The organism is Oceanobacillus piezotolerans (assembly GCF_003665065.1).
In the GTDB taxonomy this organism is placed as follows: domain Bacteria; phylum Bacillota; class Bacilli; order Bacillales; family Amphibacillaceae; genus Oceanobacillus; species Oceanobacillus piezotolerans.
Window position 1 is genome coordinate 17,329 of sequence record NZ_RCHR01000002.1, and the last position, 14,707, is coordinate 32,035.

The 14,707-nt window shown below is 39.7% G+C and carries 9 protein-coding genes and 1 riboswitch; of the genes, 2 read left to right on the forward strand and 7 right to left on the reverse strand.

The window, feature by feature from the left end:
• Positions 1-15 precede the first annotated feature (15 nt).
• The 5 genes from D8M04_RS04490 to D8M04_RS04510 form a co-directional block, all read right to left on the reverse strand.
• Positions 16-1,458: an o-succinylbenzoate--CoA ligase gene (locus tag D8M04_RS04490; protein ID WP_121521721.1), complete on the reverse strand. Its 1,443-nt coding sequence runs from the start codon at positions 1,456-1,458 to the stop codon at positions 16-18.
• A gap of 103 nt (positions 1,459-1,561) precedes the next feature.
• The gene (gene menB, locus D8M04_RS04495) at positions 1,562-2,380 is read right to left on the reverse strand and encodes a 1,4-dihydroxy-2-naphthoyl-CoA synthase (protein ID WP_121521722.1); all 819 of its coding nucleotides are present in this window, start codon (positions 2,378-2,380) and stop codon (positions 1,562-1,564) included.
• A 13-nt stretch (positions 2,381-2,393) separates the two neighbouring features.
• Positions 2,394-3,317, reverse strand: a complete 924-nt coding sequence (gene menH, locus D8M04_RS04500) for a 2-succinyl-6-hydroxy-2,4-cyclohexadiene-1-carboxylate synthase (RefSeq protein WP_246001119.1) — start codon at positions 3,315-3,317, stop codon at positions 2,394-2,396.
• Positions 3,220-4,971, reverse strand: coding sequence for a 2-succinyl-5-enolpyruvyl-6-hydroxy-3-cyclohexene-1-carboxylic-acid synthase (menD, locus tag D8M04_RS04505; protein ID WP_121521724.1), 1,752 nt, complete (start codon positions 4,969-4,971; stop codon positions 3,220-3,222). Before menD ends, menH begins: the two co-directional genes overlap by 98 nt.
• Positions 4,972-6,366, reverse strand: a complete 1,395-nt coding sequence (locus D8M04_RS04510; protein WP_121521725.1) for an isochorismate synthase — start codon at positions 6,364-6,366, stop codon at positions 4,972-4,974.
• Positions 6,367-7,065: 699 nt separating this feature from the next.
• On the opposite strand from D8M04_RS04510, the gene D8M04_RS04515 reads away from it, so the two are divergent.
• On the forward strand, positions 7,066-8,001 hold the full coding sequence (locus D8M04_RS04515; RefSeq protein ID WP_121521726.1) for a 1,4-dihydroxy-2-naphthoate polyprenyltransferase: 936 nt from the start codon (positions 7,066-7,068) through the stop codon (positions 7,999-8,001).
• Positions 8,002-8,013: 12 nt separating this feature from the next.
• On the forward strand, positions 8,014-8,397 hold the full coding sequence (locus tag D8M04_RS04520) for a hotdog fold thioesterase (protein ID WP_121521727.1): 384 nt from the start codon (positions 8,014-8,016) through the stop codon (positions 8,395-8,397).
• A 129-nt stretch (positions 8,398-8,526) separates the two neighbouring features.
• Here the strand turns inward: D8M04_RS04520 and D8M04_RS04525 are convergent, their stop codons facing one another.
• Entirely contained in the window at positions 8,527-9,114 is a 588-nt protein-coding gene (locus D8M04_RS04525; protein ID WP_246001120.1) for an ECF transporter S component, read from the reverse strand.
• A gap of 170 nt (positions 9,115-9,284) precedes the next feature.
• Positions 9,285-9,413: riboswitch (FMN riboswitch) on the reverse strand.
• 139 nt (positions 9,414-9,552) lie between these two features.
• Positions 9,553-13,809: a S8 family serine peptidase gene (locus D8M04_RS04530; protein ID WP_425464005.1), complete on the reverse strand. Its 4,257-nt coding sequence runs from the start codon at positions 13,807-13,809 to the stop codon at positions 9,553-9,555.
• Positions 13,810-14,707 lie beyond the last annotated feature (898 nt).

Consider the following 14,707-nt stretch of genomic DNA (forward strand, 5'->3'; position numbering starts at 1 on the left):
TAAACAGTCTTTCATTCAATCCTTCAATAATCGATTTCGCACTAGTTTATTGGAAGCATTTCTAGGTAATGCATCAACAAAGTATATTTCCTTTGGAAGTTTATATCTTGCTAACCGTTTTTCAGCATAAGCAACGATTTCGCTAACAGTAACTTCCTGTTCTTTCACTACAAAAGCAATTGGAATCTGTCCCCAGGTCTTATCCTTTTTCCCTGTGACTCCAACTTCTTTAATTTGGGCCATTCCTGATAGAACACTTTCAATTTCTGATGGATAAATATTTTCCCCGCCAGAAATGATCAAGTCCTTTTGCCGTTCTACAACATACAGAAAGCCTTCCTCATCTAAATAACCTAAATCTCCTGTAGCAAGCCATCCATCTATAAAAGATGTCTCATTAGCTTTATCGTTTTTGTAGTATCCTTTCGTTACCAGTGGCCCCTTTACCATTATTTCCCCGATGCCATTTTTATTAGGGGCGTGGATTTTTAATTTTGCTGGAAAGAGGGCTTTTCCGGCAGAACCAATTTTCTTCAATGCATCATTAGGACTAAGCGTTGCGATTTGAGAAGATGTCTCTGTCATTCCGTACGATTGATAAACTGGAACATTTCTCTTCCATGCTTCTTCTAATAGAGGTTTAGGCGCAGGGCCTCCACCCAAAAGAAAACATCGAAGTTCAGGAGGATAACTTCCACTTCCCAGTCGCTTCATTAATCTTTGCACCATAAGTGTAACAACCGATATAATTGTTATTCCTTTATTCATGATTGCGTCATGTACCTTATCAACGTCAAATTTCTCCATTAAGAATATTGGCATACCATATATAATGCTTTTAATAGAAGTAGATAAACCACTTACATGGAATAACGGCAAAGCGATTAACCATTTATCTTCTTTGTTTAGTCCTAAATTTAGTACCGAACCCATTGCATTCCACCAATGATTTCCATATGTATGGATAACGCCTTTTGGAAAACCTGTTGTACCTGAGGTGTAAATAATGCTAAAAGGATCTTCTAGGTTGAGGTCTTGAACTAAGGGTACTTCTTTTTCATATAAGGCATCAACTTCCGCAAAAGAATAAGTAAGAGGTACCTTGATCTCGTTAACTGCTTCTTTTATATCATTAGAAGTAAGTAACAGACTTACTTCCGCATCTTCCACCTGGTAGTTAAGTTCTACTGTTGTAAGGCGAGTATTTAAAAGAACACCAACTGCACCTAGGTAGCTTAATGCATGAATGGCAGTTAGCATAGAAACATGGTTATTGGAAAGGATTCCTGCATGTGACCCTTTGCCTACCCCAATCTGCGCTAGCTTTCTAGCAAAAGTTTGACTATCCTTCATTAATTGGGAGAACGTGATCTCCTCACCTGTTACTAGCTCAATTGCAATACCGTTCGGTGTTAAATCTGCCTGTTTGGATAACCAATGAGGAATTGTTTCAGCCATATTATTCTATTCCTTTCTTACGATAGATTATCTACTTTATGCAATTTCAGTGAGCAACGAAAAACCTTTGCTGGTTTTAGCAAAGGTTTTATTCGTGCTGCAATCACGGAAAACGTGGGAATTGTTTGAAGTTTGGTTTTCTTTTTTCTTTGAAAGCGTCACGGCCTTCTTTTGCTTCATCTGTTGTGTAATAAAGCAATGTTGCATCTCCACCCATTTGCTGTAAACCAGCAAGACCATCTGTATCTGCGTTAAAGGATGCTTTTAGGAAACGAAGAGCCGTAGGAGATTTTTCTAATATTTCTTCGCACCATTGCAACGTTTCTTCTTCCAATTTCTCTAGTGGTACAACTGTATTAACCATTCCCATTTCATAGGCTTCTTCCGCATTGTATTGGCGGCATAGATACCAAATTTCACGAGCTCGTTTATGCCCAACCATACGTGCAAGGTATCCTGCACCATATCCAGCATCAAAGCTGCCCACTTTAGGACCTGTTTGACCAAAGATTGCGTTATCAGCTGCAATCGTTAAATCACATACGACATGAAGTACATGACCTCCGCCAATAGCGTACCCTGATACCATTGCAATAACCGGTTTTGGAATAGTACGAATTAAACGTTGAAGGTCAAGTACATTTAAACGAGGTATTTGGTCGTTCCCTACATACCCACCGTGTCCACGTACGGATTGGTCTCCACCAGAACAGAACGCTTTATCACCTTCTCCTGCTAACACAATCACACCAATCTCGGAATCATCACGTGCATCAGAGAAAGCATGTATCATTTCATTAACAGTAAGTGGTGTAAACGCATTTCGCTTATGAGGTCGATTAATTGTTACTTTCGCCACTCCATTATATTTTTCATAGATAATTTCTTCATAATCTCGAACTTTTTCCCATTGAACAGTCAATGTATTTCCTCCTTTATTTTTCTTTATGTAATTGTTCCTGCAGTTTAATATAGTCTATTACTAGTTTATCAAAAACGTCAGGCTTTTCCACATGAATGGCATGTCCTGCATCTTCTACTTCTATTAGCTTACACGAAAAGAAAAAAGATTGCATCTTTTTGTTAATAGATACAAATTTTTCATCTCTTTCCCCAACTAGCAGTTGGACTGGCTTCTCAAAAGTATGCAGCATACTCCACCAAGATGGCTGGCTTCCAGTACCCATGTAACGTAATGACATAGCGAGGCCACTTTCCGACTGCTCAAGCCTTTCCTTTCGTATCTTTTGTTGGATAGCTGCAGGAAGATCTTTTTGTGATTCAAACAAAGGGATATTTTCCCAAAAATGAACAAATTCTCTAATACCATTTCGTTCTATTCTCTTGGCTAATTCCTCATCGTTTACTGCACGTTTTTCTCTAGTTTCCTCAACTTCTAAACCAGGAGAGGCACTTTCGAGCGTTAAGCTCCGTATCCGTTCTGGAAAAGCCATTGCGAAGGAGAGAGCTGTTCTTCCTCCCATGGAGTATCCAACTACATGTACTGTTTCGTAACCTAGAGTATCTAGCAAATGACTTATATCTTTACAACAAGCTTCCATTGTTCGCGGGTTAGACATTTTCGTTTTTCCATGTCCAGGCAGATCAATCGTTATAAATTGCAGTTGATCTTTTCCTGCTTCTATAAGATGTGACCATGTGCCAGATGATCCTGTAAATCCATGAAAGAGAACCACCGGGGCCCCCTTACCATGAATCTCATACCAATAGTTTGCATCATTTATTGTGAAATACAAAGTATCAGCTCCAACGTTCCAATATTTCTTCCTCGATGGCCTGCCAGATGGAACGATGCCATTCTGCATTTTCAGTTCGGTCGGTTCTGACCTCAATGACATGAAGTCCCTCTGAGGTATAACTCGTTTCTAAAAGACTTGTTAAGTCATCCATTGTCTTAGCCCAGGCATATTTACCGCCATACATAAAGACCGAATTACGAAAATCAATATCTAATGGCGTTCCAAATAAAGCTTCAAAATGCTTATTATTATTCGCTTGTGGTAAGAAGGAGAAAATACCTCCACCATTGTTATTAATGAGCAGAATGGTGACATTTAAGTTATAATGCTTGGCAGAAAGCAAGCCATTCATATCATGATAGAAGGATAAATCTCCGGCAACAATTGTTACAGGCTTACCAGTGGATGCAGCGCCCATTCCACTGGAGAGAAGTCCATCAATTCCATTTGCTCCCCGATTCGCAAGTACTTCGATATGTTTCTCAGTAGTCATCATAAAGCTATCCACATCTCGAATAGGCATACTATTTGCTGCATATACCGTGCTTTCATCCGGAGTGGTTTCAAGCAACGCACGAACCGCTTCTCCTTCGGTGATTTCTTCTTCTGTTCCACTTGTTAAATGTCGTTTGGCTACTCGATTCATATCCTGCCATGTTTCCAGCCATTCCTTATCAAACTTTAAATCACCTGCTTCCGCAAGCAAATCATCACAGAGCTCAATAGGATTAGCAAATAAGTATTCCGTAGGGTTACCTGTTGGTTCACGATAGCCTGTATTATTTTCTACAACAAACTGGAGCGCTTGTTTATTTTCTTTCAGATAAAATAGATATGCTTTTGACACTGGCATGGCACCAAAACGAATGATAAAATCAGCTTTCAACATATCCCTTACATCTTTATTTCGTAAAAAAGCATCATATCCTTCTATAATATTAGCTTTCGGGTGCAAACCACCCCGTACTTGTGACAATGGATCAGCTAAAATAGGTACCCCCCATTCTGCTGCAAGGGAAGTAACCGCCTCGGCAAAGTCATCCTCTATCTGTGGTCCACAGACAATAAGCCCCTTCTCCTTATTGCGGAGATTCTTAACTAGTTCTTTTAATTGAAGATAGGATAATCGTTTTGTTCCATCAAATTCAAAATTACTTCTGCTCTTAGTTGCCCCAGTCCCTAACGGCTCCCATATCTTATCCAAGGAAAAATCAGGCATTAGCGGCTCTCTAACAGGGAAATTCAAATGGACAGGTCCGCCATTCCCCTCATGTGCCATATATACGGCACGAGATGCCTTATTTCTTACATAGGACAACATTTCCGGTGTTGCTTCAGGTATCGCCATTTCATGAAACCATTTAACATAGTCTCCATATAACTTAATTTGTTCAATCGCCTGAGGTGCGCCAACATCACGTAATTCATGAGGGCGATCTGCAGTAATGATAACTAATGGTACTCTGCTATAGTGCGCTTCCACTATAGCTGGAAAGTAGTTTGCAGCCGCCGTTCCGGAAGTACAAACAAGCGCTACTGCCCGCTTTGTTTGTTTTGCCAGCCCTAACGCAAAGAAGGCTGCAGACCTTTCATCAATTATAATCCATTCTTTTATAGAAGGGTGTTCTGTAAACAGTAAAGCAAGCGGTGTAGAGCGTGACCCCGGAGAGATCACAACATCGGTCACACCACTTTCTGCTATCTCATCAACGAAATTCGCTGTATATCTTGTAAGTATTTCAGTGTGTTCCATCTAATCTTGTCCCCCTAAAACCGACAACATTGGTAAAAATTTAATGTTGGTCTCTTCAAATTCTGATTCAGGATCAGAATCCTTTACTACTCCACATCCTGCAAAAAGAGACGCTTCATCACCTTGAATCAAGGCTGAGCGAATAGCTACAGCAAATTCACCATTCTCCTTATTATCCATCCAGCCAAAAGGAGCACCATACCAGCCTCTATCTAAAAGCTCATTTTCACGGATAAATGCTAAAGATGCTTCTTTTGGTGTACCTCCAAGTGCTGGTGTTGGATGTAATTTCTCAATTACATCAAATATGCTATACCCATTTTTTAGCTTACCAGTTACAGGTGTATATAAATGCTGTAAATTACGTAATGGATAGATCACAGGTTCCGCTGGTATTCTGAGGTCTATGCAATAGTCCTCCATAGCTGCTTTAATCATTTGGACAACAAATTCATGTTCTTCACGATTCTTATCATCATGCAGTAATTCGGAGGCTATTTTTTCATCCTCCTTCAATGAATTCCCTCTAGGGGCTGTACCTGCTAAACAGGTGGAAAAAAGCAGCTTTTCCTCTAGTTTCACAAGACGTTCAGGGGTAGCCCCGACAAAACAGTTATCACCTTGTTCAAAGGCAAATAAGTAACTGTTCGGCTGCGTCTCGTATAATCGATGCAGAACAGAACCAATGTCAGCTTTTTGATCAAACGTTAAGCGCATCTCTCTGGCTAGCACTATCTTTTCCACGTCGGAATATTTTATTTCATCCGTAGCACGCTTTACCGTTTGTTTCCATTTCTCTACCCCGATCTCCTGCTTTTCAATTATTGAAAGGGATTCTTGTTCATTATTATATTCTGTTAAAAGCAGTTCCTCAGTTTCTGTCATTTCTATTATAATATCTTCAACTTTGTCATGACGAGTGACATGCCAATTTATCGTATAATAATAATCCTCTTTGTCAATTGTTAGCATAAATTTAGGAATCCGAAATTGACTTGTATCAAAATGTTCCCAAAGCTTAGTTGATGCCTTCAACGGATCAAAAGCCATTCCACCGAGTGCTACAATTCCTGTTCCTGGTACAGAATAAGGATTATGAACAGGAGCATCTTTTAAAAGTGATTCCCACTTTCTTTTAGTTTCATCAAATGGATTAGTATCTGCTTTAATTTCTAATGCACTGCCAATCCCTACTAGGTAAAAATCCTTACTAGCACTCATCCAGAATGCTCGAGCTTGTCCAACGGCCTTTCCTTTATTAAAAAAAGAAATTGCTTCTATGTTATCAATTTTTTTAGTGATACTTACTAGCTGAGATTCTTTATTATTCTCTATCAAATCATTAATTGATTTTTCCAGTACTTTTCGTATGTGTTCGTTCTTCAAATCAATCATTTGAATAAACCTCCGATATCTGCGTAAAACGTCCATATTCATTTTATGCTTCTTTTACCCGTTTCTCAAGAAAAGCCTACTTTTTTCTTAAATTTAATTATTTGGTGTTCTATAAAAAAACAATTAGTTATATTGATGGATATATTGCTGTTCTTTATAAGTGTATAGATAAACTTCTGATTAGTTTAATTCAGTATGTCGTGCAAGAATATGTAGAGTATGGAAACACATTAGAAATATGCGCTTGTGATTTCCGCTGCGGGCAGTACGCTTTCCGCGGGCAACGTCTCAGCCTCCTCGGAAGAAGATCACTTCCTGCGGGGTCTTCGCTTGTTGCTTTTCCCGCAGGAGTCGACTGCCCTCCGCTACAATCACTTTCTGTATAATAGGCTGGTGTTTCCGGGTTTCCTCTATACTTTGTTTAAAAATTAATAGCGCAACTTAGCGGAGGAAATACACGGAGACTCCTGCGGGATGAAAAGCCTAGTTGAGACCCCGCAGAGACGTTAGTCTCGAGGAGGCTCAACAGCGCCCGCGGAAAGCGTAGTGTATTTCCGTAGCGGTGATACCCACTATTCTATCAACTACGTAATTAGATAGTAACGTTTATTTAATAACAAGCAAGAAGTAAAGTTGACACTCCTTAGTAATTCTCCTAAAATTAATATGATATTTAGGCATTAATCAGGGGGAGACAAAATGGAGCCTACAACAAATAACAACGTGAGAGATGCTTTAAAAGAACGAGATGGATTTCATATATGGTGGCGCATGATTCGTCCACATACTTTAACAGCTTCGTTTATACCTGTTTTCGTGGGAACAATGGCAGCTTGGGTGGAAGGTTCCATCAATTGGAATATATTTCTCGCTATGCTTCTAGCATCTATCTTTATACAAACAGCCACCAATCTATTTAATGAGTATTATGATTTCAAACGTGGTCTGGATAACGAGGAATCAGTTGGAATTGGTGGTTCTATTGTCCGAGATGGAATTAAACCAAATACCATAAAGAACCTTGCATTCTTCTTATACTTTATTTCTCTTATAATTGGTATTTATATTTGTATTGCATCCAGCTGGTGGATTGCCGTCATTGGATTAGTCTGTATGGCATTCGGCTACCTTTATACTGGCGGTCCAATCCCAATTTCCTATACACCATTTGGTGAGCTGGCATCTGGTTTTCTGATGGGTACGGTGATTATCGGTATCAGCTATTTTATTCAAACAGGAACATTAACATCATCTGTTATTCTCATTTCCATCCCAATTATGATCCTAATCGGGACTATTAATATGGCAAATAATATACGTGACCGTGATGGAGATGAAATAGGTGGGCGCAAAACCATTCCAGTTCTGATCGGAAGAGAAAAAGCGATTACCTTTATGGCAATTTTATTTATCATTGTATTTGGTTTAACAGGACTTTATATTATTGTTGGGATATTGCCATTATGGTCACTGTTAACTTTTCTAGCTATTTTTAAAGCTAGAGCAGTTATTAAAAACTTCCGCGGCAAAACGGCAGCCATTGAAATGATGCCAGCGATGAAAGCAACAGGAATTACAAACACTATTTATGGATTTTTACTTGGGATTTCATTGCTGTTAAGTCACTTCATTTGAGGAGAATAAAATATGGATGTCGATAATTCTTTACTACAAACTCTAGGAATTGAAATAGTTACACTAAATAAAGATGATGTAATTTTGAGTATGCCGGTGGATGAACGAACACGCCAACCATTCGGATATTTGCATGGCGGTGCATCTGTAGCCTTAGCGGAAACAGCAGCAAGCCTTGGAGCAGCCATGCATACCAATCTAGAAACAAACAATGTATTTGGCATTGAAATTAATGCCAATCATATTAAGAGTAAAAAAGATGGAATAGTTACCGCAAGCGCACTCCCTATCCACATTGGGAAGTCGTCAATGGTTTGGGAAGTGAAAATTACAGATGAAAGAAACCAATTAATCTGTATATCCCGTTGCACCATTGCTGTTGTTCCAAAGAAATAGGTCCTTCATTAATGGGACCTTTTTTTAATTGGATGAGGTTACAATTAGATATCCCCAATGTTTTAGAGGTGCCCTTATTCTACCAAACTAAAAAACCAACCACCATATCAATTGGTGGTTGGCTTAATATTATACAGCTTTCGTTTGTTTTTGTTCAATCCAGCTGCGCATTTTTATAAAGATAAGGACAAATAGTATTCCGACAATAATTCCTTTGATGACATTAAATGGAAGGACCCCTGCAATAACGGATACCCACATTACTTCTGGAGTCATTTCCCAGCCCATAAACCAGCTATATGCCGGGAGCAGGAAGAAATAGTTTAATAGACTCATTCCTAGCGCCATAATTACAGTACCTGTTAACAAGCCTGTTACAACGCTCTTCACACCTTTGTTAAATTTATGATAAATAATGGATACAGGAACAACAAACATAACTCCCGCTAGGAAGTTGGCAAATACGCCAATCGGATCCCCTGCACCTGATACTGCTAGATATAATAAGTTTTTAATTGCTATCACGATTACTCCTGCTATTGGAGAAAAAATAAGTGATGCCATTAATGCCGGTACTTCACTAAAATCTATTTTCAGATAAGCCGGTAAAGCAGGTAGTGGAAAATTCAAGAAAAATAATACCAATGAAATACTACCAAGTAATGCTAATATAACCAATCTTAATAATTTTGATGACTGCACACTAGAATTTTGCAATGTCATTTCCTCCTTCTAATATATTGATTCTTCTCTTGTCGTGAAGGAGAAGCCTTGCTCTGATACAACATGCTTATGAAAATATAAAACCCTGAAGCTAGATAGAAGCTTCAGGGTGAGATAGATATGTTCATAAGCAAAATAAAGGTACACTGTACCAAAATCAGGCTCGACATCTTCTCTCATCCAGACTTTAACTGTCGGTCCTGGAATTTCACCAGATCAGCCATTATACGGTAGTATAACAGGTCGCGGACTATACCGCCGGTCGGGAATTACACCCTGCCCCGAAGATTAGAATCAATTATTTATTTAATTAAAGATATTATATATCATATGTATCTTTTTGAAAAGCCCTTTGCTTCATATTTTTTATTTATGCAATATAGGTACAGAGGAAAATTGCTCCTCTGTACCTTTGTTAACTACATAGAGACATTAGCTATTACCTTTTCCATTCCCTTTACCCTTGCCTTTTCCTTTTCCTTTACCATCGTCTTTAGTGATGGTAATCTTACCTTCAGCTTTCTGACGTGTTTCGTTTCCGAAAATATCTTTAACCTTTACTTCCACCACAGCACCATCCGCAACCAGATTACTTGGGGCTGTCCAGTAACCAATATAGTGACCATCAGAAGTTTCCATCATCGGTAATTCAATGGCATTTTGTGTACTAATATTAGTTAATGGCATAAAGATCGAGAACGTAGCATTTAAGTCTGCTTCACTATCAAACTCAATGACTACCGTCTCACCAGCTTGTACTTCCATATCTTCGGTAGGAGTTAGGTTTTCAACAACTGGTGCTGTATAGTCTGCAGAAACTGTAACAGTTTCGGTTGATACATTCCCAGCTCTGTCTGCAGCAACAACCTCAATCATATTTTCACCCTCATCAAGGATAATCCGTTTTGAATAAGCACCATCTGTTACTGTAGCAGAGGATCCATTTACTTTAATAGTATCAAGATTCGCATCTTCAACAGAACCTTCAACCGTAACTGTTTCCCGGTTTAGCTTATCGCCGCTTGCTGGGGAATCTATTGTAAGACCAGGCGCTTCCGTATCTAAAGTAACAGTTACAGGTTCAGAAGTATTTACTTCTTCCCCATTTGAATAGGTAACTGCTGTAAAGACGTTTTCTCCTTCTGCTAGAGTAGTTGGAACAGCAAAACTGCCATCTTCCCCAATCTCTACTCTATCTACCTCTTCCCCGTTGTTTAATAGGGCTACAGTAGTTGTTGGCGAGGCAGTACCTTCCACTGTTACTTCCGCTTCATTTGTAATAGAATCAGAAGCAGGAGTTTTGATTTCAGCAGTTTCTACAGCATAAGCAATTCGAGCACGAATCATATAGTTTCCTTCAGCAGCAGGAGAGGTTGCCCATGCGCCACCAACTTCCTGATAGCTGCGTTTCGCATTCGGTCCATTTTCATCTGTAGCAAGACCTGGTACATTCGGATTTACACCAGTTTGAACATATACCATATAGAAATCTCCTTCTACTTGGATATTATGCTCACGCAAATCAACCACTGTCCATTCGTCTAAGCTGCGAATCGCCTCAGCATCAACAGGTCCGGCAAGCTTTTCAAAAGGTGTGCCGTTTGTTCCACTTGCATCCCATACTTCTACTGCAAACTCAGTTCCACCAGGATTTGGCCAGTCTGTACCGTGAAACTGGAAAACTCCATCTGTTACAACAGCAGATTCTTGTCCTTGGGGTAACGACATTTTTACTGCCCATTTATTTCCTGCATCATAATATGCACGTGCATTTTCTGCTGTGCCATCATCATAGCCAATTTCCCCACCTGGATAAGTGAAATATGGCTCTAATTCAATATGAAGCTCCTGGTTTTCATTAAGAGTGACCTCAAGCTCTTTGCTGTGGAAGTCCTTTGCAATTACTTTTAATGTATATGTTCCTTCATAGGCAGTAAGTTCATAACTACCATTTTCACTCGTTTCTACTGGGTTTACATTTGCATCTTCCACTAGAAGCAGTGTTGCCCCTTCAATCGGCTCACCAGAGCTTGCGCTTGTAACTGCTCCAGTGATTGTCGCCTTTGGTAATTCCTCTAATGTAAAGTTCGCTGTTGCTGTTTCATCCTCGCCTAGTGTAACTTCCTGTTCTGATGAATGGTAACCATAAGCACTGGCATTTAATGTTAAATCACCGGCTGGATGAACAAAGGAATAGCTGCCATTAGCAGGATTGGTAGTAACAGAACGTCCGCTTTCTAATACCGTTACCTCTGCTCCTAAAGGAAGTAAACTTGGATGAATGGCTGAACCACGTTCATCAGATTGTGCACCACCTACTTTTTCCAAGCTTGGTGTGATTTTAGATGGATCAACAGGGTCTCCATCTTTCTTGTTTTCCTTATCCTTTACAACTTCGAACTGAGAACTTGGTGCTTCTTCAAGCCCTAAAGTTGTATCAGATAAAGCAACATCATCAATATACCAGCCATCTCGTAATACACTTCCATCTGTATCTAAGTTAAATCCAATATAAACACGCTCACCCGCAAAATCAGACAAATCTATTTCAACACTTTCCCAATTGTTATTTGTGTTAGTGATTCGAAGCAATTGTGTCCAATTTTCCATGTCTGTTGAAATGAAAACGTGTCCAAAATCCCAGTTCCGCTCTAAATTATACCAATGTTTAAATTGAAGATAGTTTTCTCCTTCAGGTAAATCTATTGGTGGCATTACTAGGGTTGAATTCTCATTATTGCTATACTGTCCTGCTGGATTCGTCGCATAGACATATTCTCCAGAAGCAGCATTACCTGGACCTGAAGTTGGGATACCTCGTTCCCAGGAATTGTTCTCCCCTGTTGCAGTCCATCCAGCCGGTTCGGTTTCAAAGTCTGTGAAATATCCAACTGAAATACCTGGTTGAACAGTTATCACGTACTCCTCACTCGTAACTTGGTTATTACCAAAATCATTGATAATCCACTGATACGTAAACGAGTCACCTGTAATTGCTTCTCCAGGAACAGTCACTACGTATTCTCCAGATTTATAATCTCCAGAAGTACGAGCTGCTTCAATCGTTTCTTCACCATGCTGTAAGGCTACAGAAGTAATGCTAATATTATCATTTACTTGGATTGCTAAATTCAAATCCATCCCTTCGAAGGTCTCTAAAGGTGCTGAGTGTTCATACGTAGGAGCTTCTGCATCTTCTCCTTCCACCGTAACTTGACCTTGAACTGTCCCCATTCCTGAGGCAACAGTAGAAACCGCCGCAAACGCATCTACTAATCCATGTCCATACCCATGATTAGGAGACTCAGGGAATGTTCTATCAGTTCTAGCTACAGCAGTACTTAATAGAATTTCCTCTATGTCATCTACATTTAAGTTACTGTTAGCAGATTCCAGCAGTGCTACAACACCTGCTAAAGCTGGTGTTGCCATCGAAGTTCCACTGTAATTGGAATATCCACCACCTGGAACCGCTGACCGAATACCCACCCCAGGAGCTGAGACATCAGGTTTAATCTCATCATAAGGAGATGGACCCTGTAGTGAAAAACTGGCTAAATTATCACTGCTATCTGTTGCACCTACTGCAAAAGATTCCGGATAATTTGATGGAGCCGCTACTGAACCTGGTCCACCAGGATTAGACAGCGTAGTATTTCCAGCAGCAAATGCAGGGAAAATATCCGCCGCTCTCCAAGCTATTACCATATCGCGATACCACTCATCAAGCCCTGAACCCCCTCCCCAAGAGTTATTAACGACGTCTGGAGCTTTTGTTGCGTCTCCACCAGGAGCCATTATCCATTCAGCTGCCTCTAGTAAATCACTATCGTAGGCTCCGTTTGAAGTAAATGCCTGAACCGCAATCCATTTCGCGCCAGGAGCTACTCCGATTTGGTTGGAGCCATTATCCTCACTGCCAACCATTGTTCCCATTGTATGTGTCCCGTGACCGTCTATATCGTACGGTTCTGTTTCCCCATTTACTGGATCAAAGAAACTGTACGTATGGTCCACTTCACCTGTTGCTGCATTATAACCTGCGTATTTTTCGATTAATGCTGGGTGGTCCCACTCAACACCAGTATCAATATTTGCGACAACTACTCCAGTCCCATCAACCCCCATTCCCCAAACATCGGGAGCATTAATGCGATCCACATTCCATTCGACACTCTGCTTATCTGCTTTAGGAGCTTCTTTAGCTTCCGTCTTAAATAATTGACGCTTTTCATTTGGCAAAATTTTCTCTACTTCTGAGAATGTTGCTATTTTCTCAGCAATTTCTTTAGTTGCCGTAACGGCCATACCATTTACTACAAAATAAGAGTGAAAGGAATCAACATTTCCTTTTTCAACCTCTTCTTCCAAAAATGATTTTACATTTGACTGTGTCTGAAGCGAAGTAGCTTTCAATTCAGAAATCACCGCAGACCTTTGTGCATATTTTTGCGACACGGCTGATAAGTTTGCCTTTGCAGCATTTTCTTTTGCTTCATTTGCAATCTTTAATGCATCTGCTTTTTCGCTAAATTTGACTAAAAACGTTACTTTTTCTTCCTTACTAAATTGTTCTTTAAGACTCTTGGCAACTTTTGTTTCAGCAGTTTTTTTAGAATCAAATAAAGCCTCGCTTACTTTATTCGATTCGGCAAATGCTAATGACGGAATAACTAATGTCAAAATCATAATGACAGTAGTGATGAGACTAAACCATTTAGCTCCTGACTTTCTCTTTCTTTTCAACCAAATTCCTCCCCTCATTTTTAAAAAGAATGACGAATGGACCCTACCCTCCTCTAGTTTTCTACTAAGTAAGCCCAATGAAGTTATTGCAAGTATAATAGAATAGATAGTGAATAGATGTCGTTTCTTGTCTGTAATTTTCCGAATATTCAAAAATGATTATTTGTAATTATTTTTTCCTATTTTAGTTCATAGGTAATTAGACTGGACGATGAAGTTAAACTATGTAGTGGGACATTTATATATTGCTGTTTATGCTTAGTTTTTTAGATAAACTTCTGATTAGTTTAATTCAGTATATCTTGCAAAAATATGTAGAGTATGGAAACACATGAGAAATATGCGCTCGTGATTTCCGCTCCGGGCAGTACGCTTTCCGCGGGCAACGTCTCAGCCTCGGGCCAACAGGATGTTGGTCATAAAGGCGTTGCCACAGGACGTGGCGTTCTTAGCCTTTGTTCCTTTACGCTTCCTGCGGGGTCTTCGCTTGTTGCTTTTCCCGCAGGAGTCGACTGCCCTCCGCTACAATCACTTCCTGTATAGTAGGCGGTGTTTCCTCTATATTTTGTTTAAAGATTAATAGCGCAACTTAGCGGAGGAAATACACGGAGACTCCTGCGGGATGAAAAGCCTAGTTGAGACCCCACAGAGACGATAGTCTCGAGGAGGCTCAACAGCGCTCGCGGAAAGCGTAGTGTATTTCCGGAGCGGTTCTCAGCACTATTCTGAAAAAAGTTAATCAACAATTAATCAACATCTTATATCAACTGCTTAAAAGAAAGTACGCAACAAAAAACCATTACATATAACTACTTAAGTACAGGCCTTTAAATCTATTTTT